Annotated in this window: 21 protein-coding genes and 2 pseudogenes; 13 read left to right on the plus strand and 10 right to left on the minus strand. The window is 70.1% G+C overall.

Going from position 1 to position 25,322, the window contains the following annotated elements; all coding sequences use genetic code 11:
* Positions 1-36: 36 nt before the first annotated feature.
* The 5 genes from F3T56_RS06980 to F3T56_RS07000 all read right to left on the minus strand — a co-directional run bounded on the left by F3T56_RS06980 (position 37) and on the right by F3T56_RS07000 (position 5,158).
* On the minus strand, positions 37-357 hold the full coding sequence (locus F3T56_RS06980; RefSeq protein ID WP_149823823.1) for an L-rhamnose mutarotase: 321 nt from the start codon (positions 355-357) through the stop codon (positions 37-39).
* 64 nt (positions 358-421) lie between these two features.
* On the minus strand, positions 422-1,504 hold the full coding sequence (gene rhaS / locus F3T56_RS06985; protein WP_149823824.1) for a rhamnose ABC transporter substrate-binding protein: 1,083 nt from the start codon (positions 1,502-1,504) through the stop codon (positions 422-424).
* Between the two features lie 105 nt (positions 1,505-1,609).
* A complete protein-coding gene (locus tag F3T56_RS06990) occupies positions 1,610-2,611 on the minus strand; it encodes an ABC transporter permease (RefSeq protein ID WP_149823825.1) in 1,002 nt (333 codons plus the stop codon).
* Positions 2,604-3,644: an ABC transporter permease gene (locus F3T56_RS06995; protein WP_149823826.1), complete on the minus strand. Its 1,041-nt coding sequence runs from the start codon at positions 3,642-3,644 to the stop codon at positions 2,604-2,606. The genes F3T56_RS06990 and F3T56_RS06995 overlap by 8 nt, the downstream gene beginning before the upstream one ends.
* Positions 3,641-5,158: a sugar ABC transporter ATP-binding protein gene (locus tag F3T56_RS07000; RefSeq protein ID WP_149823827.1), complete on the minus strand. Its 1,518-nt coding sequence runs from the start codon at positions 5,156-5,158 to the stop codon at positions 3,641-3,643. Before F3T56_RS07000 ends, F3T56_RS06995 begins: the two co-directional genes overlap by 4 nt.
* A gap of 257 nt (positions 5,159-5,415) precedes the next feature.
* On the opposite strand from F3T56_RS07000, the gene rhaI reads away from it, so the two are divergent.
* The 6 genes from rhaI (at position 5,416) to F3T56_RS07030 (ending at position 13,346) form a co-directional block, all read left to right on the plus strand.
* Entirely contained in the window at positions 5,416-6,576 is a 1,161-nt protein-coding gene (gene rhaI, locus F3T56_RS07005) for an L-rhamnose isomerase (protein ID WP_149823828.1), read from the plus strand.
* Between the two features lie 160 nt (positions 6,577-6,736).
* Positions 6,737-8,776: a bifunctional aldolase/short-chain dehydrogenase gene (locus F3T56_RS07010; protein ID WP_149823829.1), complete on the plus strand. Its 2,040-nt coding sequence runs from the start codon at positions 6,737-6,739 to the stop codon at positions 8,774-8,776.
* Positions 8,773-10,221, plus strand: coding sequence for a rhamnulokinase (locus tag F3T56_RS07015; RefSeq protein WP_246203454.1), 1,449 nt, complete (start codon positions 8,773-8,775; stop codon positions 10,219-10,221). Before F3T56_RS07010 ends, F3T56_RS07015 begins: the two co-directional genes overlap by 4 nt.
* A 182-nt stretch (positions 10,222-10,403) precedes the next feature.
* On the plus strand, positions 10,404-11,159 hold the full coding sequence (locus F3T56_RS07020) for a (Fe-S)-binding protein (RefSeq protein ID WP_149823830.1): 756 nt from the start codon (positions 10,404-10,406) through the stop codon (positions 11,157-11,159).
* Positions 11,160-11,190: 31 nt separating this feature from the next.
* Positions 11,191-12,696: a LutB/LldF family L-lactate oxidation iron-sulfur protein gene (locus F3T56_RS07025; protein ID WP_172638835.1), complete on the plus strand. Its 1,506-nt coding sequence runs from the start codon at positions 11,191-11,193 to the stop codon at positions 12,694-12,696.
* Positions 12,693-13,346 carry a LutC/YkgG family protein gene (locus F3T56_RS07030; protein WP_149823831.1) on the plus strand — a complete coding sequence of 218 codons (654 nt, stop codon included), beginning with the start codon at positions 12,693-12,695 and terminating at the stop codon, positions 13,344-13,346. Before F3T56_RS07025 ends, F3T56_RS07030 begins: the two co-directional genes overlap by 4 nt.
* A 124-nt stretch (positions 13,347-13,470) precedes the next feature.
* On the opposite strand, the gene F3T56_RS46040 is transcribed toward F3T56_RS07030, so the two are convergent.
* Positions 13,471-13,635: a hypothetical protein gene (locus F3T56_RS46040; RefSeq protein ID WP_172638836.1), complete on the minus strand. Its 165-nt coding sequence runs from the start codon at positions 13,633-13,635 to the stop codon at positions 13,471-13,473.
* Between F3T56_RS46040 and F3T56_RS07035 the strand changes: the two genes are divergently transcribed.
* Positions 13,629-14,426, plus strand: coding sequence for an SAM-dependent methyltransferase (locus F3T56_RS07035; protein WP_172638837.1), 798 nt, complete (start codon positions 13,629-13,631; stop codon positions 14,424-14,426). The genes F3T56_RS46040 and F3T56_RS07035 overlap by 7 nt on opposite strands.
* A gap of 6 nt (positions 14,427-14,432) precedes the next feature.
* On the opposite strand, the gene F3T56_RS07040 is transcribed toward F3T56_RS07035, so the two are convergent.
* Positions 14,433-15,137, minus strand: coding sequence for a UdgX family uracil-DNA binding protein (locus tag F3T56_RS07040; protein ID WP_149823832.1), 705 nt, complete (start codon positions 15,135-15,137; stop codon positions 14,433-14,435).
* 780 nt (positions 15,138-15,917) lie between these two features.
* On the opposite strand from F3T56_RS07040, the gene F3T56_RS50450 reads away from it, so the two are divergent.
* Positions 15,918-16,097 carry a hypothetical protein gene (locus tag F3T56_RS50450; RefSeq protein ID WP_484422097.1) on the plus strand — a complete coding sequence of 60 codons (180 nt, stop codon included), beginning with the start codon at positions 15,918-15,920 and terminating at the stop codon, positions 16,095-16,097.
* A 3-nt stretch (positions 16,098-16,100) separates the two neighbouring features.
* On the opposite strand, the pseudogene F3T56_RS07050 reads toward F3T56_RS50450, so the two are convergent.
* A pseudogene (locus F3T56_RS07050) lies at positions 16,101-18,648 on the minus strand (FAD-binding and (Fe-S)-binding domain-containing protein); the annotation flags it as partial.
* 149 nt (positions 18,649-18,797) lie between these two features.
* Between F3T56_RS07050 and F3T56_RS07055 the strand changes: the two are divergent.
* The 4 genes and pseudogenes from F3T56_RS07055 to F3T56_RS07070 all read left to right on the plus strand — a co-directional run bounded on the left by F3T56_RS07055 (position 18,798) and on the right by F3T56_RS07070 (position 23,448).
* The gene (locus F3T56_RS07055) at positions 18,798-19,241 is read left to right on the plus strand and encodes a Fur family transcriptional regulator (RefSeq protein WP_149823833.1); all 444 of its coding nucleotides are present in this window, start codon (positions 18,798-18,800) and stop codon (positions 19,239-19,241) included.
* Between the two features lie 24 nt (positions 19,242-19,265).
* Positions 19,266-21,482, plus strand: coding sequence for a catalase/peroxidase HPI (gene katG / locus F3T56_RS07060; RefSeq protein ID WP_149823834.1), 2,217 nt, complete (start codon positions 19,266-19,268; stop codon positions 21,480-21,482).
* Between the two features lie 125 nt (positions 21,483-21,607).
* Positions 21,608-22,387 carry an SDR family oxidoreductase gene (locus F3T56_RS07065; protein WP_149823938.1) on the plus strand — a complete coding sequence of 260 codons (780 nt, stop codon included), beginning with the start codon at positions 21,608-21,610 and terminating at the stop codon, positions 22,385-22,387.
* Positions 22,388-22,411: 24 nt separating this feature from the next.
* A pseudogene (locus tag F3T56_RS07070) lies at positions 22,412-23,448 on the plus strand (L-idonate 5-dehydrogenase).
* A 30-nt stretch (positions 23,449-23,478) separates the two neighbouring features.
* Here the strand turns inward: F3T56_RS07070 and F3T56_RS07075 are convergent.
* Entirely contained in the window at positions 23,479-24,498 is a 1,020-nt protein-coding gene (locus tag F3T56_RS07075; RefSeq protein ID WP_149823835.1) for a sugar ABC transporter substrate-binding protein, read from the minus strand.
* Positions 24,499-24,553: 55 nt separating this feature from the next.
* Positions 24,554-24,754 carry a hypothetical protein gene (locus F3T56_RS07080; protein ID WP_246203457.1) on the minus strand — a complete coding sequence of 67 codons (201 nt, stop codon included), beginning with the start codon at positions 24,752-24,754 and terminating at the stop codon, positions 24,554-24,556.
* 181 nt (positions 24,755-24,935) lie between these two features.
* Here F3T56_RS07080 and F3T56_RS07085 point away from each other — a divergent pair, with 181 nt between their 5' ends.
* Positions 24,936-25,232, plus strand: coding sequence for a DUF6215 domain-containing protein (locus F3T56_RS07085; protein WP_149823836.1), 297 nt, complete (start codon positions 24,936-24,938; stop codon positions 25,230-25,232).
* Positions 25,233-25,322: the final 90 nt, after the last annotated feature.

The following is a 25,322-nucleotide window of genomic DNA, read 5'->3' on the forward strand; positions in this document are numbered from 1 at the left end:
GAACGGGGAGAGGGTCGTGTCGTGTGTAACAAGAGCTCAGGCGAGGTGGAAGACCTCGGTGAGGGGCATCATCGCCTCGTCGGGCCGGGCGCCGTCCAGCGACTCGAAGAACGGCGCCATCTCCTTCTGCCAGCGGGCGTTGACCTCGGCGGCCTCCATGCCGGCTTGCGCGGCCTGGAAGTCCTCGGTCTCCAGGTAGCCGACGAGCAGGCCGTCGTCGCGCAGGAAGAGGGAGTAGTTGTGCCAGCCGGTGGCCGAGAGCGCTTCGAGCATCTCCGGCCACACGGCGGCGTGCCGCTCGCGGTACTCGTCGATCCGGTCCTCACGGACCTTGAGCAGAAAACAGACGCGCTGCATGAGAGACCGCTCCTGGGTGAGAGGGGTGGGGGGTGGTCAAGCGACCTGCGACGACCAGAAGTGACTAGAAGTCGAAGTCGTCGATGTTGTCCTTGTTGAAGACGGTCGGCTTGCCGAGGCTGATCACACCGTCCTTGCCGATGGTGTACTCGCCCATGTCACCGGCGGTGAAGGTCTCGCCCTCCTGGCCGGTGATCTGGCCGGAGACCAGCGCCACGGCCGTACGCGCGGCCAGCTCGCCGAGCTTCGACGGGTCCCACAGCTCGAACGCCTCGACGGTGCCGTTCTTGACGTACTTGCGCATGTCGTTCGGGGTGCCGAGACCGGTCAGCTTGACCTTGCCCTTGTACTTGGAGCCCGAGAGGTACTGCGCGGCCGCCTTGATGCCGACCGTGGTCGGGGAGATGATCCCCTTCAGGTTCGGGTACTCCTGGAGCAGGCCCTGGGTCTGCTGGAAGGACTGCTGGGCGTCGTCGTTGCCGTACGCGACCTTGACGAGCTTGATGTCCTTGTACTTCGGGTCCTTCAGCTCGTCCTTCATGAAGTCGATCCAGATGTTCTGGTTCGTCGCGGTCTGCGCGGCCGACAGGATCGCGATCTCGCCCTTGTAGCCGATCTGCTCGGCGAGCAGCTGGACCTCGGTGCGGCCCAGGTCCTCGGCGCTGGCCTGCGAGACGAAGGCGTTGCGGCACTCCGGCTTGGTGTCGGAGTCGTAGGTGACGACCTTGATGTCGTTGCTCATGGCCTGCTTGAGCGCGGTGCACAGGGCGCCCGGGTCCTGCGCGGACACGGCCATCGCGTCGACCTGCTGCTGGGTGAGCGTGTTGACGTAGGAGACCTGGCCGGAGGTGTCGGTGGCGCTGGAGGGGCCGACCTCCTTGTAGCTGGAGCCCAGCTCCTTCAGGGCCGCCTCGCCGCCCTTGTCGGCGGAGGTGAAGTACGGGTTGTTGACCTGCTTCGGCAGGAAGCCGACGGTCAGCCCCTTCTTCAGCTCGGCGTTCGGGTCGGCCTTACCGGTGGCGGCCGCCGAGGCGCCCTCGTCCTTGACGTCGCTCTTCGTCGTACCACCACAGGCGGTGACGGCGAGAGCGAACGAGGTGACGGCGGCGAGGGCCGCGCAGGAGCGGCGGAGGGTTGCCTTGCGCATGGGATGGGTCCTTCTCTGAGAGAGGTGAGCGGGAGCGCCCTGTAAGGGACGCGGGGAACTGCGCGACCAGCCACGAACGACCGGAAGCTTTCAACGGACCGGTTTTCAAGCGGTCTTCCCGGCGGAGCCAACCGCCGCTTTTCGACCGGCCCTCGCGACAGCGATCTGCCGCGCGACCCGGGGACCGAGAACCGAGACAACCAACAGGACGCCGGTGACGACGATCTGCGACTGCGCGGAGACATTGACGAGGCTCATCACGTTCTGCAGCGCACCGAGCAGGAAGACTCCCGCGATCGCGCCGCCCAACGTGCCCTTGCCGCCGTCGAAGTCGATACCACCGAGCAACACGGCGGCGACAACCGAGAGTTCGAGCCCGGTCGCGTTGTCGAAGCGGGCGCTGGCGTAGTGCAGGGCCCAGAAGATCCCGGTGAGGGAGGCCATGAGGCCGGTCACCGTGAACAGGATGAGCTTCTGCCGCTTGACCCGGATGCCGGCGAACCGCGCGGCCTCCTCGCTGGCGCCGATCGCGTAGAGGGAGCGTCCGAAGGGGGTGAGGTGGAGGGCGATCACGGCGATGGCGAGCAGCACCAGGAAGGGGATGAAGGCCTGGGGGACGAAGGAGTCCCCGATGCGGCCGGCCGCGAAGTCCAGGTACTGGGTGGGGAAGTCGGTCACCGCGTCGGAGCCGAGCACGATCTGTGCGATGCCCCGGTAGGCGGCGAGGGTGCCGATGGTGACGGCGAGGGAGGGCAGGCCGAGCCGGGTGACCAGGAGACCGTTGATGAGGCCGCAGACCACGCCGAGCGCCAGACAGATCGGGATGATCGTCTCGATGGTCATGCCCTGGTTCCACAGGGCGCCCATCACCGCGCCGGACAGTCCGGCCGTGGAGGCGACCGACAGGTCGATCTCGCCCGAGACCACCAGCAGGGTCATCGGCAGGGCGATTAGCGCGATCGGCAGGGTGTTGCCGATGAGGAACGACAGGTTGAGCGCGTTGCCGAAGCCGTCCACGGTGGTGAAGGACAGCAGGAGCACGACGATCAGGAGGGCGCCGACGACCGTGTCCCAGCGAACCGCGCGCGACAGGGTGGAGTCAGCCATGGCGGGCGTTCCTCTTCTTCAGTGCGGTCGCCACCCGCAGCGCGACCACACGGTCCACGGCGATGGCGAGGATGAGCAGGATGCCGTTGATCGCGAGCACCCAGACCGAGCTGACGCCGAGGGCGGGCAGCACGCTGTTGATGGAGGTCAGCAGCAGCGCGCCGAGCGCCGCGCCGTAGACGCTGCCGGAGCCACCGGTGAAGACGACACCGCCGACCACGACCGCGCTGACGACGGTCAGTTCATAGCCGTTGCCGGTGCTGGAGTCGACGTTGCCGAAGCGCGCCAGGTACAGCGCTCCGGCGAGGCCGGCGAGGGCGCCGCAGAAGGTGTACGCCATCAGGATCCGCTTGCGGACCGGGATACCGGCGAGGCGGGCGGCCTCCGGGTTGGAGCCGAGCGCGTACAGCTCGCGTCCGCTGCCGAAGTGCTTCAGGTAGTACGCCGTCGCCACCAGCACCGCCACGGCGATCAGCGCCAGGTAGGGCACCGCGGAGATGCCGCCGGAGCCGAAGTCGACGAACCCGTCCGGGAGGCCGGAGGCGACGATCTGGCGGGAGCCGACCCAGATCGAGTCGATGCCCCGGATGATGTACAGCGTGCCGAGGGTGACCACGAGGGCGGGTACCTGGCCGAGGCTGACGAGCAGGCCGTTCAGCAGACCGAAGCCGATGCCGAGCAGGACCGCGAGGGCCACGGCCACGACCGCGTTGCCGCCGCCCTGGAGATACGTACCGGCGGCGAAGGCGCTGATGCCGAGGGTGGAGCCGACCGACAGGTCGACGTTCCGGGTGATGACGACGAGCGACTGGCCGACGGCGACCAGCACCAGGATGGTCGCGTTGAGCAGCAGGTCCTTGATGCCCTGCTCGGTGAGGAACTCGCTGTTGCCGAGCTGGGTGACGACGATCATCACCAGGAAGACGGCCAGGATGGCGAGTTCACGCATCTTGAAGACGCGGTCCACCAGCCGGGTGCCGCTGGACTTGGGCACCTCGGCGACGGGAGTGTTCTGAGGGGTGGTCACCGTCATGCGGCGGCCCTCCCGGTGGCTGCGGCCATCACGGTTTCCTCGGTGGCTTCGGAGCGAGGGATCTCGGCGGTGAGCCGGCCCTCGTGCATCACGAGCACGCGGTCGGCCATGCCGAGGATCTCGGGCAGGTCGGAGGAGATCATCAGAACGGCGACACCGTCGGCGGCGAGCTGGCTGAGCAGCCGGTGCACCTCGGCCTTCGTACCAACGTCGATGCCTCGGGTGGGCTCGTCGACGATCAGCACCTTGGGCCCGGTGGCGAGCCACTTGGCGAGGACGACCTTCTGCTGGTTCCCGCCGGACAGGGTGTTGACGGTGTCGGCGATCCGGGCGTACTTGACCTGGAGCTTGACCGCCCAGTCGAGGGAGCGGCTGCGTTCGGCGCCGCGGTCGACGAGGCCGGCCTTCACCGTCGTACGGAGTCCGGTGAGGCCGATGTTCCGCTCGATGGACATGTCCATCACCAGGCCCTGGGCGCGGCGGTCCTCTGGGACCAGGGCGAGCCCGGCGGCCATGGCGGTGGAAGGGGCGCCGTTGATGAGCGCCTTGCCGTCGATGTCGACCTCGCCCGCGTCCCAGCGGTCGATGCCGAAGACGGCCCGTGCCACCTCCGTACGGCCGGCGCCGACGAGCCCGGCGAGGCCGACGATCTCGCCGCGGCGGACGTCGAAGGAGACGTCGGTGAAGACGCCCTCGCGGGTCAACCGGCGTACGCTCAGCGCGACTTCGCCCGGCTCGACCTCCTGCTTCGGGTAGAGCTCGTCGAGGTCGCGGCCGACCATGCGGCGGACGAGGTCGTCCTCGGTCATGCCGTCCAGGAGCTCGCTGGAGATCCAGGCGCCGTCCCGCAGGGTGGTCACCCGCTGGCAGATCTGGAAGATCTCCTCCAGCCGGTGGGAGATGAAGAGGACCGCCGAGCCCTGCTCGCGCAGGGTGCGGACGACGCCGAAGAGGCGGGCCACCTCGCTGCCGGTGAGGGCGGCGGTCGGCTCGTCCATGATGAGAACGCGGGCGTCGAAGGAGAGCGCCTTTGCGATCTCGACGATCTGCTGGTCCGCGATGGAGAGGCCGCGCGCGGGGCGGTCGGGGTCGAGTTCGACGCCGAGCCGCTGCATCAGGGCGAGGGTGGCCGCGTGCGTGGCCTTGTGGTCGATACGGCCGAGGGCGCGCCGGGGCTGTCGGCCCATGAAGATGTTCTCGGCGATCGACAGATCGGGGAAGAGCGTGGGCTCCTGGTAGATCACGGCGATGCCCGCGTCCCGGGCGTCGGCCGGACCGTGGAACACCGTGGGCTCACCATCGAGGAGCACCTGACCGGAGTCCGGTCGGTGCACCCCGGCGAGCGTCTTGATCAGGGTCGACTTGCCCGCGCCGTTCTCTCCGGCGAGGGCGTGCACCTCTCCGGGGAACAGTTCGAGGGACACGTCCCGCAGGGCGCGTACGGCGCCGAAGGACTTGGAGATGCCCTTCAACGCGAGGACGGGGGCCGGACCCTTGTCGGACCGGTGGGTCATGGGGGCTCCTCGACGACGCCGGTAGCGGAAGGCCGGGGGCCCTCACTGCGTCGTGAAAGGTTTCAACTTGGTTGCCGGGACGTTAGGCACCACACGCAGGTCACGTCAATGGGTTTCGGCCGAAATTTTTTCGATATGAGAGGTCACAACAGTGTCACGGAAGGCGGGCTTGACCAGGGGGGTTGACAGTTCGGCGAGTCACTCATAGTTTCCCGTCCTGAATCGTTTCAGACATCAAAGCCGGTAGGAGCCCTGACGTGACCGAGCTCGCCGCGGTGAAGGCCGCCCTCAAGACACAGGCCATTGAGACGCCGTCGTGGGCGTACGGAAACTCGGGAACGCGCTTCAAGGTGTTCGCCCAGGCAGGCGTGCCGCGCAACCCGTGGGAGAAGCTCGACGACGCCGGCAAGGTGCACGAGTTCACCGGCGTCGCCCCGACCGTGGCGCTCCATATCCCCTGGGACAAGGTCGAGGACTACGCGGCGCTCGCCAAGCACGCCGAGCAGCGTGGTGTGAAGCTGGGCGCCATCAACTCGAACACCTTCCAGGACGACGACTACAAGCTGGGCAGCATCTGCCACCCGGACGCGGCGATCCGCCGCAAGGCCGTCGATCATCTGCTGGAGTGCGTCGACATCATGGACGCGACCGGGTCGCGGGACCTGAAGCTGTGGTTCGCGGACGGTACGAACTATCCCGGCCAGGACGACATCCGAGAGCGCCAGGACCGGCTCGCCGAAGGCCTCGCCGAGGTGTACGAGCGGCTCGGTGACGACCAGCGCATGCTGCTGGAGTACAAGTTCTTCGAGCCGGCCTTCTACACGACCGATGTGCCGGACTGGGGCACCGCCTACGCCCACTGCCTCAAGCTCGGCCCCAAGGCGCAGGTCGTCGTCGACACCGGGCACCACGCGCCGGGCACCAACATCGAGTTCATCGTGGCGACGCTGCTGCGGGAGGGGAAGCTCGGGGCGTTCGACTTCAACTCTCGCTTCTACGCCGATGACGACCTGATGGTCGGGGCCGCCGATCCGTTCCAGTTGTTCCGGATCATGTACGAGGTGGTGCGTGGGGGTGGCTTCACTCCTGAGGTCGCGTTCATGCTCGACCAGTGCCACAACATCGAGGCGAAGATTCCGGCGATCATTCGGTCGGTGATGAATGTGCAGGAAGCCACGGCGAAGGCGCTGCTCGTGGACCGGGAGGCTCTTGCTGTTGCTCAGCGGGGCGGGGATGTGCTTGAGGCCAACGCCGTGCTGATGGACGCGTACAACACGGATGTGCGGCCGTTGCTTCGTGAGGTGCGGGAAGAGATGGGGTTGGACCCCGAGCCCATGAAGGCCTACCGCCGGTCCGGGTGGGCTTCGAAGATCGTTGATGAGCGGGTGGGAGGAGAGCAGGCGGGTTGGGGGGCCTGATTCCGGGTTCCATCTGCCAGTTCTTGTTCGTTGCGGGCTGCGGGTCCGTCGTGGTTGATCGCGCCCACGCGGCGGAGCCGCAAATGTCCAGCCCCGCGCCCCTATAGGTCGCGCCCCTAGTCACAACGTCACGTAACGTCACCGTAAGGATTGATCTCGCATGGCAACCCATCCCGAAGCCGCCGCCCTTCTTGCTCGTTCCAATCGGCTCGGCGCCGATCCCCGTAACACCAACTACGCCGGCGGCAACACGTCCGCCAAGGGGACCGAGACGGACCCCGTCACCGGTGGTGACGTCGAGCTGATGTGGGTGAAGGGGTCCGGGGGTGACCTGGGCACGCTCACCGAGGCCGGGCTCGCCGTTCTGCGGCTGGACCGGATGCGGGCGCTCGTCGATGTGTACCCCGGGGTGGAGCGCGAGGACGAGATGGTCGCCGCGTTCGACTACTGCCTGCATGGGAAGGGCGGGGCGGCGCCGTCGATCGACACCGCCATGCACGGTCTCGTGGACGCGGCGCACGTCGATCATCTGCACCCCGACTCCGGTATCGCACTGGCCTGTGCCGCCGACGGGGAGAAGCTGACCGCCGAGTGCTTCGGGGACAGTGTGGTGTGGGTGCCCTGGCGTCGGCCGGGCTTCCAGCTGGGGCTCGACATCGCGGCCATCAAGGAGGCCAACCCGCAGGCCATCGGGTGCGTCCTCGGTGGGCACGGCATCACCGCCTGGGGTGACACCGCCGAGGAGTGCGAGAAGAACTCGCTGCACATCATCCGTACCGCCGAGGCCTTCCTGGAAGAGAAGGGGAAGGTGGAGCCCTTCGGGCCCGTCATCAAGGGGTGCGAGGCGCTCGACGCCCCCGAGCGCCGGGAGCGGGCCGCCGCCCTCGCCCCGCACATCCGGGCCATCGCCTCGCAGGACAAGCCCCAGGTCGGGCACTTCAACGACTCCGAGGTCGTCCTGGACTTCCTGGCCGCCGCCGAGCACCCGCGGCTCGCCGCCCTCGGTACCTCCTGCCCCGACCACTTCCTCCGTACGAAGGTCCGGCCGCTCGTGCTCGACCTGCCGCCGACCGCCGACCTGGACTCGGCGATCGCCCGGCTGAAGGAGCTGCACGCCGAGTACCGCGAGGAGTACGCCGCCTACTACCAGCGGCACGCCGAGCCCGACTCCCCCGCGATGCGCGGCGCCGACCCGGCGATCGTGCTGATCCCGGGTGTGGGCATGTTCAGCTTCGGCAAGGACAAGCAGACGGCCCGGGTCGCGGGTGAGTTCTACGTCAACGCGATCAATGTCATGCGGGGCGCCGAGGCGGTGTCGACGTACGCGCCGATCGAGGAGTCGGAGAAGTTCCGCATCGAGTACTGGGCGCTGGAGGAGGCCAAGCTTCAGCGGATGCCCAAGCCGAAGCCGCTCGCCACGCGAGTCGCGCTCGTCACGGGTGCGGGTAGTGGGATCGGCAAGGCCATCGCGCATCGGCTGGTCGCCGAGGGTGCCTGTGTCGTCGTCGCCGATCTGAACGCCGAGAACGCCGCCGCCGTCGCCGAGGAACTGGGCGGGCCGGACAAGGCCGTCGCCGTGACCGTCGACGTGACGGACGAGGAGCAGATCGGCGCGGCCTTCAAGGCTGCCGCGCTGGCCTTCGGCGGGGTGGACCTGGTGGTCAACAACGCCGGTATCTCCATCTCCAAGCCGTTGCTGGAGACGTCCGCCAAGGACTGGGACCTTCAGCACGACATCATGGCCCGTGGCTCCTTCCTCGTGTCGCGGGAAGCGGCACGGGTGATGATCGCGCAGGGGCTGGGCGGCGACATCGTCTACATCGCCTCCAAGAACGCCGTCTTCGCCGGGCCGAACAACATCGCGTACTCCGCCACCAAGGCCGACCAGGCGCACCAGGTGCGGCTGCTGGCCGCCGAGCTGGGTGAGCACGGCATCCGCGTCAACGGCGTCAACCCGGACGGTGTGGTGCGCGGCTCCGGGATCTTCGCGGCGGGCTGGGGTGCCCAGCGGGCTGCGACCTACGGGATCGAGGAGGAGAAGCTGGGCGAGTTCTACGCGCAGCGGACCATCCTCAAGCGCGAGGTGCTGCCGGAGCACGTCGCCAACGCGGTGTTCGCGCTGACGGGCGGGGAGCTGACGCACACCACCGGTCTGCACATCCCGGTCGACGCCGGCGTCGCCGCCGCCTTCCTGCGATGAGCGGGTCCGTGAAGTCGTACGCGGCGGTCGACCTGGGCGCGTCCAGTGGGCGGGTCATGGTCGGCCGCGCGGGACGGGACTCGCTGGAGCTCGTCGAGGCGCACCGGTTCCCGAACCGGCCGGTGCGGACGCCCGAGGGACTGCGCTGGGACGTCCTCTCCCTGTACGCGGGGGTGCTCGACGGGCTGAAGGCGGCCGGGCAGGTCGACTCCGTCGGCATCGACAGCTGGGCCGTGGACTACGGCCTGCTGGACGCCGACGGGGCCCTGCTGGGCAACCCGGCGCACTACCGGGACACCCGGACCGAGGGTGTCGCGGAGAAGGTGTGGGCGACCGTGCCGGCCGCCGAGCTGTACGCGGCGACCGGGTTGCAGTACGCGCCGTTCAACACGCTGTACCAGCTGGTCGCCGCCCGGTCGTCCGCGCAACTGGCGTACGCCAAGCGGTTGTTGCTCATCCCGGATCTGCTGACGTACTGGCTCACGGGTGAGTTCGGGACGGAGTTGACGAACGCCTCGACGACGCAGCTGATCGATCCGCGCACGCGCGACTGGTCGTACGACGTGGCGGCGCGGCTCGGGATCGACCTGGAGCTGTTCGCGCCGCTGCGGCGGCCGGGCGATCCAGCGGGGTGGCTCCAGCAGCGGGTGCTGGACGAGACCGGGCTGACCGGGCCGGTGCCGGTGACGACCGTCGGGTCGCACGACACCGCCTCCGCGGTGGCGGCCGTACCGGCCACCGGGGAGCGGTTCGCGTACATCTGCACCGGCACCTGGTCCCTGGCGGGCCTGGAGCTGGACGCGCCGGTGCTGACCGAGGCGAGCCGGGCCGCCAACTTCACCAATGAGCTGGGGCTCGACGGCACCGTCCGCTATCTGCGGAACATCATGGGGCTGTGGCTGCTCCAGGAGTGCGTACGGGAGTGGGGTGACCCCGATCTCGGCGAGCTGCTGCGGGCCGCGGCGGGGGTGCCCGCGCTGCGGTCGGTCGTGGACGCGGGTGACGCGGCGTTCCTCGCGCCCGGGCGGATGCCCGAGCGGATCGCCGAGGCGTGCCGGGAGTCGGGGCAGCCGGTTCCCGGGACGCCCGCCGAGATCACCCGGTGCATCCTCGACTCGCTGGCGCTCGCCCACCGGCGGGCCGTCGCCGAGGCCCAGGCGCTCGCCGATCACCCCGTGGACGTCGTCCACATCGTCGGCGGCGGCACCCGCAACGCCCTGCTCTGCCAGCTCACCGCCGACGCCTGCGGGCTGCCGGTGGTGGCGGGTCCGGCGGAGGCGGCGGCCCTGGGCAACGTCCTCGTCCAGGCCCGGGCGCACGGAGTGGTGGGCGACCGCGCCTCCATGCGGCAGCTCCTCGCCCGTACCCAGCCGTTGGTGCGGTACGAGCCGCAGGGCGACCCTGCGGCCTGGCGCGCCGCGGAGGCCCGGCTCGCCGGGCGGTGAGCCGCCCCTCATGACCGGGGCCCCGTCCGTCGCCGACGGCGGACGACGGGCGGGGCCCCGTCCCAACGTTCAGGTGTCTGTTTCTGTGCTGGTACTTCTGTGCTTGTGCGCGGGCCCTCTCCCCTACGGCGTATCGTCGCCGTACTCTGCATCCATCCGATGATCGACCCCGAGGAGCCGCGATGCGTGTCGCTCTGTTCCTGACCTGTGTCAACGACACGCTCTATCCGGATACCGGCCGCGCCGTGGTGAAACTGCTGACCAGGTTGGGTGTCGACGTCGACTTCCCGATGGGGCAGACCTGCTGCGGGCAGGCGCACTACAACACCGGGTACCGGCATGAGGCGGAGCCGCTGGCCCGGCAGTTCTCCGATGTCTTCAGGGAGTACGAGGCGATCGTGACGCCGTCCGGCTCCTGCGGGGCGATGGTGCGGGAGCTGTATCCCCGGATGGGTGAGCGGGCCCGGGCGGAGGGGCGCGGGGACACCCTGGCGCGGACGCTCGCGCCGGTCGTGCCGAAGACGTACGAGCTGACCGAGTTCCTGGTGGACGTGCTGGGTGTGACGGACGTGGGTGCGTACTATCCGCACACCGTGACCTACCACCCGACCTGCCACGGTCTGCGCGGCCTGGGGCTGGGGGAACGGCCACGCCGGCTCCTCCAGGCGGTCAAGGGACTCGAACTGCGCGAGCTGCCCGGCGCCGACGAGTGCTGCGGCTTCGGTGGCACGTTCGCCGTGAAGAACTCCGATGTCTCGGCGGCGATGGGTGCCGACAAGGTGCGCAACGCCGAGTCGACGGGCGCCGACGTGCTGTGCGCCGCCGACAACTCGTGTCTCATGCACATCGGCGGCACGATGACCCGGCTGCGGACCGGGATGCGTCCGGTCCACATCGCCGAGATCCTGGCGAGTACGGAAGAGGAGCCCCTGGGATGAGCCGTCGTACGGAGAAGCCCGGGAGGGCCCTATGAGCGGGACCTTCGTCGGAATGCCGGCGTTCCCGAAGGCCGCGCACGAGGCCGTGCACAACACGACCCTGCGCGGCAATCTGCGCCACGCCACTCACACGATCCGCGGCAAACGCGCCAAGGCCGTCATGGAGATGTCGGACTGGGCGGAACTGCGTGACGCCGGTAAGCGGATCAAGGACCACACCCTTCGTCATCTCGACCGGTACCTCGTGCAGCTGGAGGAGTCGGTCACCGCGGCCGGCGGCACCGTGCACTGGGCCGCCGACGCCGACGAGGCGAACCGGATCGTGACGTATCTCGTCAAGGCGACCGGTGAGAGCGAGGTCGTCAAGGTCAAGTCGATGGCGACGCAGGAGATCGGGCTCAACGAGGCGCTGGAGGCCGAGGACATCCACGCCTACGAGACGGATCTCGCCGAGCTCATCGTGCAGTTGGGCAAGGACCGGCCGTCGCACATCCTCGTCCCGGCGATCCACCGCAACCGGGGTGAGATCCGGGACATCTTCGCGCGCGAGATGAGCGAGTGGGGCCGCCCGGCTCCCGAGGGTCTGACCGACTCGCCCGCCGAGCTGGCGGAGGCCGCGCGGCTGCATCTGCGGGAGAAGTTCCTGCGCGCCAAGGTCGGGGTCTCCGGCGCCAACTTCATGGTCGCCGACACCGGCACGCTGGTGGTCGTGGAGTCCGAGGGCAACGGCCGGATGTGCCTCACCCTCCCCGAGACGCTCATCTCGGTCGTCGGCATCGAGAAGATCGTGCCGACGTGGCAGGACCTGGAGGTCTTCCTCCAGACCCTCCCCCGCTCCTCGACGGCCGAGCGGATGAACCCGTACACCTCGACCTGGACGGGCACGACAGACTCCGAGACGGCTGACGGGCCGAGCACCTTCCATCTCGTCCTCATCGACAACGGCCGCACCGACACGCTCGCCGACGAGGTCGGCCGCCAGGCCCTGCGCTGCATCCGCTGCTCGGCATGTCTCAACGTCTGCCCGGTGTACGAGCGGGCGGGCGGCCACGCGTACGGCTCGGTCTACCCGGGCCCGATCGGCGCGATCCTCAGCCCCCAACTCCGGGGCACGGCAAGCGAGATCGACGCCTCGCTGCCGTACGCCTCGTCGCTGTGCGGCGCCTGCTACGAGGTGTGTCCGGTCGCCATCGACATCCCGGAGGTGCTGGTGCACCTGAGGGAGCGGGTCGCACAGGGCGGCCCGGCGACGGAGAAGGGCAACAAGGTCGTGCTCAAGCCCGCGAAGGGGCATGCCGCCGAGCGGGCGGCGATGCGCGCGGCACGCTGGGCGCTCAGCCACCCCGGCGCGCTGCGCACCGGGCAGCGGCTCGCGTCCCGCACCCGTCGCCTCCATCCGCGGACGCTGCCGGGCCCCGGCAAGGCGTGGAGCGCGAGCCGTGATCTGCCCGCGGTGCCCGCGGAGCCGTTCCGCGACTGGTGGCAGCGCACGAACGGCGGGCGTACGAACGGTGGCAAGCAGGAGGGTACGAAGTGAGCAGCAGGGAGCTGATCCTGGGGCGGGTGCGGCGCGCCCTCGCCGACGTACAGCCGGACGACACGCCGTACGAGCAGGCCGTTCCGCGCGGTTATCTGCGGGAGCACGGTGACCTGAGCGTCGAGGAGACCGTGGAGCTGCTGGCGGAGAACCTGGCGGACTACCGGGCGATCGTGCACCGCACGGACACCGCCGGGCTCGCCGGAACCATCGCCGGCCTGCTCGCCGCGCACGGATCCTCGACGGTCCTCGTACCGCCGGGGCTGCCGCAGGAGTGGCTGGCGGCCACCGAGACGGCACGCGTGGCGGACCGGGTGGAGAGCACTCCCGACGAGTTGGACCAGGTCGACAGCGTGATCACCGCCTGCGCCCTCGCCATCGCCGAGACCGGCACGATCGTCCTCGACGGCTCCCCCGACCAGGGCCGCCGCCGGATCACACTCGTGCCCGACCATCACATCTGCGTCGTACGAGTCCCGGACCAGGTCGTCTCCTCGGTCCCCCAAGCCCTCGAACGCCTCGACCCGACACGCCCGTTGACCTGGATCTCCGGCCCTTCCGCCACCAGCGACATCGAGCTCGACCGGGTGGAGGGGGTGCACGGTCCGCGCACGCTTGAGGTGGTGCTGGTGGCCCCGAGCGTCGACTAGGACGGGCACAATCGGCCCGTGGGGACGGACATTCGGGGATTCGTGGAGTGCCGCACGTGGGGCACGGGGCTCGACATCGGGGAGACGGCCTGGTACCCGGCCGTCGAGTTGTCTGCCCCGGCGGCTACGGCTTGCTCTTCTTCGAGGTGCTCTCGCGGCCCAGGAGGCCGTACGCCCTGCGTCCGTTGATGGGCGGCCTCCCGGACGTCCGCACACCGATCATCCGCGCGGTGATCTTGCTACGTTGGATGGCGACCACGAACGGCAACTCGGGGAGCTTCCATGCCACATGACCGTCCTCCGGTGATCAACAGCGGTGTGCCGCACTCGGCGCGGATCTGGAACTACTGGCTGGGCGGGAAGGACTGCTACGAGATCGACCGGCAGGTCGGTGACGAGATCCGCAGGGCGAACCCCCAGATCGTCGACATCGCCCGCGCCCAGCGGGCGTTTCTGCGACGGACGGTCACACAGCTCACCGAGGAGACGGGCCTGCGCCAGTTCCTCGACGTCGGTTCCGGTCTGCCCACGGTGGACAACACCCACGAGGTCGCCCAGCGCATCGCCCCGGACGCGCGGATCGTCTACGCCGACCACGACCCGACCGTCCTCGTCCACGCCACGGCCCTGCTCACCAGTTCTCCCGAGGGTGCCACCGCCTACACCGACGCCGACCTGCGCGATCCGGACAGCATCCTCGAACAGGCCGCGCGCACGCTGGATCTCACGCGCCCCGTCGCCCTGATCCTGCTCGGCGTCGCCGCCCACGTGCCAGACGAGAGCGCGTACGACATCGTTGCCCGGCTGATGGACGCCCTGCCCGCCGGGAGTCATCTGGTGTTCGGCGACAGCACGGAGGTGTACCGACCGGAGGCGATGCGGGCGATGGTCGAGCACTGGAACAAGACGAGCGACAACCCGCGCGTCAACCGCTCCCCCGAGCAACTCGCCCGCTTCTTCGACGGGTTGGAGCTGCTGGAGCCGGGGCTGCTGTCCGTGGCCCAGTGGCGGGCCGAGCGGGGTGGCTCCGCGGAGCCGTGGGAGGTGGACTGCTTCGGCGGGGTGGGGCGCAAGCCGTAGGTCACGTCATGCACCGGCCTCGTCGAGAGCCCTCGCGGCCACCCTCAGGTCCGCGACCAGCCCCGCGTACGCGCTGTCGCGGTCGTCGGCGCGGAGTACGGCCGAGGGGTGGATGGTGGCGACGACGTACGGCTGATCATCCTGTTCGAGCACTCCCGGCGGCAGGTTCAGCAGTGCGCCCCGGTCCTTGGTGACCCGGAAGGAGCTGCCCATCAGGGCCTTCGCGGCGGTCGCGCCGAGGACCACCACGGCCTCGGGCCGCACCAGACGCAGTTCGGCGAGCAGCCAGGGGCGGCAGGCGGCGACCTCGCGCAGCTCGGGCGCTTTGTGGATGCGGCGTTTGCCGCCGCCCGGGGGCCGGGTGAACTTGAAGTGCTTGACCGCGTTGGTCACATAGGCCGTGTCCATGTCGATCCCGGCCTCCTCCACGGCCCGCCGCAGCAGCCGTCCGGCCGGGCCGACAAAGGGCTCGCCCTGCCTGTCCTCCTGGTCCCCCGGCTGCTCACCGACCAGGACCAGCCGCGCCGGCTCGGCACCCTTGCCGAAGACCGTCTGGGTCGCGTCCTCGAACAGCGGGCAGCCCCGGCAGTCGGCCGCGGCCCGCCGGTGCGCGGCGAGGCCGCCACGGCTCGGCAGATACGGTCCCGCGTCATAGGCCCGCCCGTCCCGCGACGGTGCCTCCGTGCCGCTGGTGTGCTTGGTGGGGCTCATCCGCGACCACCTCCTTCACCGAGAGCCGGGAGCCGGGTGCCTGCTGCTCGGAACTCTCTCCCGGGTACCCCGTCCGTCTCGAATCCATCATGGATCCGTGTGTACGGGGCACCCACGGACGCATGGCCGCCCTCCTCGCGCTCGCCTCCGCCGCCCTGTACAGCATCGTCGACTACGCCGACGGGGTGCTGTCCCGCCGGGTCCACTTCGCCGTGGTCACGCTGCTCGGCCAGGTGGGAGGCCTGCTGCCGGCGCTCGTGGTGGCGTTATCGGTGCCCGCGTCGTCGGTCGGGCTCCCGGATGTGCTGTGGGGTGCGCTGTCCGGCGTCGGCAGCGGTGTGGCCATGACATACCTCAACCCGGGGGCTGAGCCGGGGCAGCATGACCGTGGTGGTGCCGGTGAGCGCTGTCACCGGGGTCGCGCTGTCCGGTCCTGTGCCGGGTCGTACTGCTCGGTGACCGGCCCGCTCCCGTGGCGTGGCTGGGCATCTGTGTCACGGTGCCCGCGCTGTGGCTGGTGTCCGGCGGGAGGGGCCCGAGCGGCCCGGATACGGGGCGGGCCACCGCCGACGGGGTGATCGCCGGCCTCGGCGTGGCGGTGCAGTACCTCGGGCCGGCCCAGGCCGGTGCCGGGAGCGGGGTGTGGCCGGTGGTCGCGGGACGGCCGGCCGCGGTCGTACTGCTGCTGCCGAGTCTGCGGGGCGTGCCGGGCGGCTCCGTCAGCCGGCGGAGGCGTGGGGGAAGGCGGTCGCGATCGGGGCGGGCGCGGCGCTCGCGCTGGTGCTGTACCTGTGGGCGGCCCAGCGGCAGATGTTGTCCGTGGTGGTCGTCCTGGCCTCGCTGTACCCGGCCGTTCCCACCGTCCTCGGCCTGACCCTGCTGCACGAGCGGGTGACCGCCCGGCAGACGGTCGGTCTGGTGAGCGCGGCGGCCGCGATCGTGCTGCTCAGCCTGGGCTGAGCAGCTCGCCCGGCGAAAGCCCCTGCCGAGCACGGTGGCGGCGCCCGCGGCGGCGAGGCCGGTGCCGGTGAGGGCGAGGGACTTGGCGAGGTGCCCCGGTGGGTCGGGGCGCGCGCCCGGGGCGACGCCGTACGCGCTGCCCGGCTGCCGCTCCGGCCGGCCCGGCGTCGGCGGGAGGCCCGTGGCCAGGAGTTCCGCCAGGTGCACGGCCTCGTGACCGCCGCTGTCGAGTTCGTGGATCTGGGTTCGGCAGCTGAAGCCGTCGGCCAGGACGACCGTCGCCTCGTCCGCCTCGCGCAGCGGGGGCAGCAGGACGCGTTCCGCGCAGGCCCGGCTGACGTCCAGGTGGCCGTACCGCTCACGCCGGGCGAACCACTGCCGCAGTGTCTCCGCCGCGAACAGCGGGACCTCCCGGTCCTCGATCCCCGCGACGGCGACGGCGGCGCGCGACAGGAGCGGGGCATGGGTGAGGGCGTTGGCAGCCCGGCCGAGGCGGGCCCGTCCCTCGGCGTGGGCGACGGCCGGCAGTCGGCCCATCGACAGGTCGGAGCGTGGGCGGCGCCAGGGGCGGCCCGCGAAGTGGTGGGCGAGGAACTCCGCCTTGTACGTGGCCATGTCCACGTCGGCCGGGCAGTCGCGCTTGCACCCCTTGCAGGCCAGGCAGAGATCGAGTGCGTCGCGGACCTCCCGGGAGCGCCAGCCGTCGCGGATCGCGCTGTCGCCGTGGCCGTCGAGCATCTCGAACAGCAGCCGGGCCTGCCCGCGCGTGGAGTGCTCCTCCTCCCCCGTGACCTGGAAGGACGGGCACATCACGGCGCCGCCCTCGGTGGTGGGCTGCCGGCACTTGCCGACGCCGACGCACCGGTTGGCGGCCCGGGCGAAGGAGCCGCGGTCGGCCGGGAAGCGGAAGTGCAGGTCGTGCGGGTCGTACGGGGCCCAGTCCGCGCCGAGTCGCAGGTTCTCGTCCAGTCGGTACGGGGCATCCAGCTGGTACGGGGCCACGACCTTGCCGGGGTTCATCCGGTTCAGCGGGTCGAAGACGGCCTTGAGCCGCCCGAACGCCTCGACCGGCTCGGGGCCGAACATCCGCGGCAGCAGCTCACCCCGGCTCTGCCCGTCGCCGTGCTCCCCGGAGTTGGAGCCGCCGAACTCCACCACCAGGTCGGCCGCCCGTTCCATGAACCGCCGGTAGGTGGCGACACCGTCGGCGGTGTACAGGTCGAACGGGATACGGGTGTGGACGCAGCCCTGACCGAAGTGGCCGTAGAGGCTGGGCCCAGTGTCGCTCTCGTAGCCGAACTCCTCGTACAGGCCCCGCAGTCGTCGCAGATAGTCGCCGAGCCGGTCGGGCGCCACCGCCGAGTCCTCCCAGCCCTCGAAGGTGTCGGGCCCGTGCGGTACGTGCGCGGTGGCGGCGAGCCCCGGCCTCGCGCACCTGCCACAACTCCGCCTCGTGGGCCGGGTCGTCGAGGAACGCCACCTCCGGGTCGTGCTCCGACTCGTGGAGCGCGGCCAGCATCCGATGCGCTCGCGCGTCCGCCTCCTCGACCGTGTCACCGCCGAACTGCACCATCAAGAAGGCGTGTCCGGCGGGCAGTTCGGCGATGGCCTCGGGGTTGAGGTGCTTGAGCCGCTCGTCGTGGATCAGCCGTTCGTCGACGCCTTCCAGGGCCATCGGCTCGTGCGGCAGGATCCCCGGCACGGCGTCCGCGGCCTCCTCGATGCCGTCGAACCCGAGCACGACCAGGGTGCGTTCCGCGACCACCGGTACCAGGTCGAGCTCCACCCGCAGGACGGTCACCAGGGTCGACTCGCTGCCCACCAGCAGTCCCGCGACGTCGAAGCCGTGCTCGGGCAGGAGCGGGTCGAGGTTGTAGCCGGAGACCCGGCGCGGGATGTCCGGGTAGCGGCGGCGGATCTCGTCCGCGTAGGTTTCGCGCAGGGTGCGCAGCCGCCGGTACAGGGTGGCCCGCAGGTCGCCGTGGCGTTCGATCTCGGCGTACTCCTCGTCGCCGGTCTCACCGCACCAGAAGCGGGTGCCGTCGTAGAGGAGCACTTCCAGGCGGGCGATGTTGTCGACGACCTTGCCGGTCTGCTGTGCGGTGGCTCCGCAGGAGTTGTTGCCGATCATGCCGCCCACCGTGCAGTTCATGTGGGTGGCGGGTTCGGGGCCGAAGCGCAGGCCGGCCGGGGCGAGCCGGCGGTTGAGTCCGTCCAGCACGACGCCGGGCTGGACGACACAGGTGCGGGCGGCCACGTCGACGGACTCGACGCGGGTGCAGTACTTGGACCAGTCGATCACCACGGCCGTGTTGACGCACTGCCCGGCGAGGCTGGTCCCGCCGCCCCGCGACAGTACGGGGGCGCCGTGCTCGCGGGCGACGGCCACGGCTTCGGCGGCCGCCTCGGGCGTCCGGGGGACGACCACGCCGATCGGGGTCTGCCGGAAGTTCGAGGCGTCCGTCGCGTACGCGGCCCGGCTCCCGGCGTCGAAGCGGACCTCCCCGTCGACCCGCTCGCGCAGCGTGCCCTCCAGGCCCCTCACACCCATGAACGCCTCCTCGCGGCCACCGGACCGTCACCGGAAGCTCGATCGCGCCGGGTACCCAGGGACCCCCAGGGCACAACCGCACACCCGACCAAAAGTTGGGTCATTCGTTTTCTTGAACTGTTCGTGTTTATGGGGGTAGGTTGTTCGCCATGACCGCAGCCCAGACTCCGAACCCCGCCGAGGAGCTGCGCGGTGCCGGCCTGCGGGTGACGGCCGCGCGCGTGGCGCTGCTGGAGACCGTCCGGGCCGGCGACCACCTCGGTGTCGAAGCGATCGCCTCAGGGGTGCGCGACCGTGTGGGCCACATATCGCTCCAAGCCGTGTACGAAGCCCTGAACGCGCTCACCGGCGCCGGTCTCGTACGCCGCCTCGAACCTCCCGGCAGCCCGGCCCTGTACGAGGGCCGTGTCGGGGACAACCACCACCACCTCGTATGCCGCTCGTGCGGTGTCGTGGTCGACGTGGACTGTGCGGTCGGGCATGCCCCGTGCCTGACCGCCTCCGACGACCAGGGCTTCGCGATCGACGAGGCCGAGGTCATCTACTGGGGCCTGTGCCCCTCTTGTTCCGAAGCCAGCAGTTCAGCACCGTGATCCACCCGTTCCGGAAGGACTCCCATGACTGAGAACCACGACGCGATCGTCACAGACGCGAAGCCCGAGGAGACCGGAGGCTGCCCCGTCGCCCACGGGCGCGCCGCGCACCCCACCCAGGGTGGCGGGAACCGCCAGTGGTGGCCGGAGCGGCTCAATGTGCGGATCCTCGCCAAGAACCCCGCCGTGGCGAACCCCCTCGGTGAGGAGTTCGACTACGCCGAGGCGTTCAAGAACCTCGACCTCGCGGCCGTCAAACAGGACATCGCCGAGGTGCTGAGCACCTCGCAGGACTGGTGGCCGGCCGACTTCGGCAACTACGGCCCGCTGATGATCCGTATGGCCTGGCACAGCGCCGGTACGTACCGCATCAGCGACGGCCGCGGCGGCGCCGGCGCCGGTCAGCAGCGGTTCGCCCCGCTGAACAGCTGGCCGGACAACGCCAACCTGGACAAGGCCCGCCGTCTGCTGTGGCCGGTCAAGAAGAAGTACGGCCAGTCCCTCTCCTGGGCCGACCTCATGATCCTCACGGGTAACGTCGCGCTGGAGCAGATGGGCTTCGAGACCTTCGGCTTCGGCGGCGGCCGCGCCGACGTCTGGGAGGCCGAGGAGGACGTCTACTGGGGTCCCGAGACCACGTGGCTCGACGACCAGCGCTACTCCGGCGACCGCGAGCTGGAGAACCCGCTCGGCGCCGTCCAGATGGGTCTGATCTACGTCAACCCGGAGGGCCCGAACGGCAACCCGGACCCGATCGCGGCGGCCCGCGACATCCGTGAGACGTTCCGCCGCATGGCGATGAACGACGAGGAGACCGTCGCCCTCATCGCCGGTGGTCACACCTTCGGCAAGACCCACGGCGCAGGCCCGGCGGACCACGTCGGCGCCGACCCCGAGGCCGCCACGCTGGAGGACCAGGGCCTCGGCTGGAAGAGCACCTACGGCACGGGCAAGGGTGGCGACACCATCACGTCCGGCCTGGAGGTCACCTGGACGGCCACGCCGACCCAGTGGAGCAACGGGTTCTTCAAGAACCTCTTCGAGTACGAGTACGAGCTGACGGAGTCCCCGGCGGGCGCCAAGCAGTGGGTCGCCAAGGACGCCGAGGCGATCATCCCCGACGCGCACGACGCGTCGAAGAAGCACCTCCCGACCATGCTCACCACCGACCTGTCGCTGCGTTTCGACCCGGTCTACGAGCAGATCTCGCGTCGCTTCTACGAGCACCCCGAGCAGTTCGCGGACGCCTTCGCCCGCGCCTGGTTCAAGCTGACCCACCGTGACATGGGCCCGAAGTCGCTGTACCTCGGCCCGGAGGTCCCGGCGGAGACGCTGATCTGGCAGGACCCGCTGCCGGAGGCCGAGGGCGAGGCCGTCGACGCCGCCGACATCGCGGCACTCAAGGCCAAGCTGCTCGGCTCGGGTCTGAGCGTCTCCGAGCTGGTCTCCACCGCCTGGGCCTCCGCCTCCACCTTCCGTGGCAGCGACAAGCGCGGCGGTGCCAACGGCGCCCGTATCCGCCTGGAGCCGCAGCGCGGCTGGGAGGCGAACGACCCCGACCAGCTGCGTCACGTCCTCAGCGTCCTCGAGGGCATCCAGTCGGAGTTCAACTCCGGCGCCAAGAAGGTCTCCCTGGCCGACCTGATCGTCCTCGGTGGTGCCGCCGCCGTGGAGAAGGCCGCCAAGGACGCCGGCTTCGACGTGGAGGTCCCCTTCACGCCGGGCCGTGTGGACGCGACCGAGGAGCACACGGACGCCGAGTCGTTCGCCGCGCTGGAGCCGACCGCCGACGGGTTCCGCAACTACCTCGGCAAGGGCAACCGCCTCCCCGCCGAGTACCTGCTGCTCGACAAGGCCAACCTGCTCACCCTGAGCGCCCCCGAGATGACGGCCCTCGTCGGTGGTCTGCGTGTCCTGGGCGCCAACACCGGCCAGTCCACGCACGGTGTCCTCACCAAGACCCCGGGCAAGCTGACCAACGACTTCTTCGCCAACCTGCTCGACCTGGGCACGACGTGGAAGTCGACCTCCGAGGACCAGACCCTCTTCGAGGGCCGTGACGCGGCCACCGGCGAGGTCAAGTGGACCGGCACCCGTGCCGACCTCGTCTTCGGCTCGAACTCCGAGCTCCGTGCCCTCGCCGAGGTGTACGCGAGCGACGACGCCAAGGAGAAGTTCGTCAACGACTTCGTCGCGGCGTGGGTCAAGGTCTCCAACCTGGACCGGTTCGACCTGGTCTGATCTCCTCCGACGTAGTCGGACCCCGACGTCCGGGTCGGCCCGCATGGGCCGGCCCGGACGTTGTGCGTTCACGAGGAGCACCCGTTCCCGGGGAGCGGGATGAAATCGTTCTCCGTATGAGCCGTATGAGCCGCCCTGTCTGTCACCCCGTCTTCGATGTCACCGGCAAGGTGGCCCTGGTCACCGGATCGAGCCGGGGTATCGGCCGGGCCCTGGCCAAGGGGCTGCTGGAAGCCGGGTGCAGAGTCGTCCTCAACGGGCGCGACACCGTCGCCCTGGAGGCCGCGCGCGAGGAGCTGACCGAGGCGTTCGGCGCGGCGGTCCTCGCCGAGGCCTTCGATGTGACCGACTCCGCCGCGGTCGCCGGCGGCGTCGCCCGGATCGAGGGCCGGGCCGGACCGATCGACATCCTGGTGAACAACACGGGCGCCCAACACCGCGCCCCCTTCGTCGACTTCACCGACGAGGAGTGGCACGGCCTGCTCGACACCAACCTCACCAGCGCGTTCCTGGTCGGCCGTGAGGTCGCCCGGCGCATGGTGCCCCGACGCCACGGCAAGATCATCAACATCTGCTCGCTGCAGAGCGAAGCCGTACGCCCCGGGATCGCGCCCTACGCGGCGACCAAGGGCGCCCTGAAGATGCTGACCAAGGGCATGTGCGCCGACCTCGGGCCGCACGGCATCCAGGTCAACGGCATCGGCCCCGGCTACTTCGACACCGAACTGACCTCCGCGCTGGTCGCGGACGAGGAGTTCAGCGCGTGGGTACGGAAGCGGACCCCGGCGGGGCGCTGGGGCAGGGTCGAGGACCTCGTCGGCGCCTTGCTCTTCCTGGCCTCTCCGGCTTCCGATTTCGTCAACGGGCTGCTGTACGTCGACGGTGGCATGCTCTCCGTCCTGTGACCCGGTGCCCCTTCAAGGAGCCCTATGCACGCGTGTGTTGTCCACGGAGCAGGCGATCTCCGGGTCGAGGAACGGCCGTACGCCGCTCCCGAACCGGGTGAGATCGCCGTCGCCGTCGCGTTCGGCGGAATCTGCGGTACCGATCCGCACTACTACCACCGGGGCCGGGTGGGCGACTTCGCCGTCAGTGAGCCGATGGTGCTCGGCCACGAGGTCGTCGGCCGTGTCGCCGCTCTCGGGCCCGGGGTCGAGGAGTCGGCCGGACGGCGGTCGGCGCCGCCGTCGCGATCCATCCCGCCACCCCCTGCGGAGCCTGCCGTGAATGCGTCGGCGGCCGGCGCAACGTCTGCGCCCACACCCGCTATCTGGGCAGCGCCGCCCACACCCCGCATGTCCAGGGCGGCTTCTCCCAGCTCATGAACCTGCCCGCCGATCAGATCCGTCCCCTGCCGCCTGGGCTGAGCCTGCGCCGGGCCGTGCTCGCCGAGCCACTGTCGGTGGCGCTGCACGCCGTGCGGCGGGCGGGTGAGGTGACCGGCAAGCGGATCCTGGTCACCGGGGCCGGTCCGATCGGCTGTCTCGTCGTGGCGGCGCTGCGGCACGGCGGCGCCTCGGAGGTCGTCGTCACCGACCTCCACGACGCACCATTGCGGATCGCCACCGAGGTGGGAGCCACCGCGACCGTACGAGCGGACCGGGCCGGCGATCCCGCCTGGGCCGGTGCCTTCGACGTCGCCGTCGAGGCGTCGGGGGCGCCGGCCGGGCTGCGGAGTTGCGTGGAGCGGGTCCTGCGCGGCGGCACCGTGGTCATGCTCGGGCTGCTGCCGCCCGGTGAGACCGGGCTGTTGGGCAATGTCGTGGTCACCCGTGAACTCGACCTGCGCGGTGCCTTCCGTTTCGACACCGAGTTCGACGACGCGTTGGCGCTGCTGGCTGGGGGTCTGCCCGTGGAGCCGGTCGTCACCCACACCTTCCCGCTGGAGCGGTCCGTCGCCGCGTTCACCACGGCTCAGGACCGCACCGTCGCCTCCAAGGTGCTGCTGGACCTGTCCGGCGCGTGACCGGACGTCGGGAGCTCTGCTGAGACGGGGTCATCGGGTGCCCTTCGCGGCGAAGCTCGCGACCGAGTCGACGTTGCTCTTGTCGACGAAGGCCGGGCCGGTCAGCACCGGCTGCTCGCCGCCACCCATGTAGTTGCCGTTGTTCTTGTAGAGCCACAGCGAGTCCACGGCCAGGTAGCCCTGGAGGTAGGGCTGCTGATCGACGGCGAACTCGATGTCGCCGCTCTCGATGGCGCCGGTCAGCTCCTTGTTGAGGTCGAACGTGGCGACCTTGGCCTCGCTGCCCGCGTCGTCGACGGACTGCACCGCGGTCAGCGCGAACGGGGCGCCGAGGGTGACCACCTCGTCGATGGAGGTGTCCTGCTTCAGCTTGGCCGTGATGGTCGACTTCACCGAGGGCATGTCGGACCCGTTGACGTAGAGGTTCTCGGTCTCGCCGGAGAAGCCCCTCTTCACACCGGCGCAGCGGGCCTCCAGGGCGACATGGCCCTGCTCCTGGATGACGCAGACGGCGTGCTTGGTGCCGCTGTCACCGAGCCGCTTACCGAGGGCCTCACCCGCGATCTGCTCATCCTGGCCGAAGTACTCCAGCAGACTCTGTTCCTTCCAGTCGTTCACGCCGCTGTTGAAGCCGACGACAGGGATGCCGGCTTTCCTGGCCTTGGCGATGACGTCCTTCATGGCGTCCGGCTTGGCGAGGGTGACCGCGATGCCGTCGACTTTCTGGTCGATCGCGTTCTGCACGAGGTTGGCCTGGTTGGCGGCGTTGGCGTCGTTGGAGTAGATCAGCTTGACGTTGTCCTTGGCGGCCGCGGCCTCGGCGCCCTTGCGGATGATGTCCCAGAAGGTGTCTCCGGCAACCGCGTGCGTGATCATCGCGACCGTCATCCGAGGGGTGTCGGCCTTGCCCGCGGAGGCGTTCGCGCCGCTGTCCTCGGCCTCCTTGCCGCCCGAGCCGCTGGAGCATCCGGCGAGAGTGAGGGCGGCCGCGGCCGCCAGGGCCACGACGGGGGTGAGTCTGCGGGAGCGGGAGTGGAGCGAACGGTTCATGTCTCGGTACCTCACTGTGCTGACTGCGGGGGAAGCGGGGAATGCGGCCGAGGGTTCAGAGGGTGAGGGTGACGCCCGCGCTCTCACCCTGCTCGGCCAGGCGGGTGAGCGTACGGTGCGCGGGGATCCACATCTCACCGGTGGCCTCGCCGTCCCAGATCTCCTTCTGGAAGCCCGCGTCGTGGATCCGCCGTGCCCGATCCTCGATCGGCGGCTCCTGAAAGACCGTCTCGGCGCAGACCGCCAACGTGCGCATCGCGACTCCAGGACTAGACCGCTCTAGACGAGCAGTAGCAGTACGCCAGCAACAGAATGTCCTGTCAAGGGCCCGGACCGGTATGCGCCCAGAACGTTGCGGTGGCTCAACGCGGACCTCCCAACGGCCTACGAACATCCCTCGCACCAGAACGTTGCAGCGGCATTGGCCAGTACGTTCCTTGATCGTCCACGATCGGCCGACGCTCGCGGCCCGACCGGCGGGCACGAAGGTCTCCGGTGCACAGCTGTGCACCGCGCTGAACCACAAGGATCTGCCGACGCTCCTCGGCACGCCGACGGAGCAGGCGGAGACCGCCTCGGGCAGCGAGAGCTCGGTCAAGCTCGCCGACGGCACCGAGTGCGACACCCCCGAGGCGACCGTCACGACGGAGTCCCACACCGTCAAGCTCTCGGCGTCCTACGACGGCCTCCCGGTCGCCGAGTCGGTCGACTGCTTGCAGGACGCAGGAGCCTGACAGCACGCGATCCCTGCCTCCCAGCGAACGCGCACAGTCACTGCCCCGTCTCCCAAGCCCCAGAGCTGGCGACACTTGAATACGCGAGCC

Source organism: Streptomyces tailanensis (genome assembly GCF_008386495.1).
GTDB classification, from domain to species: domain Bacteria; phylum Actinomycetota; class Actinomycetes; order Streptomycetales; family Streptomycetaceae; genus Streptomyces; species Streptomyces tailanensis.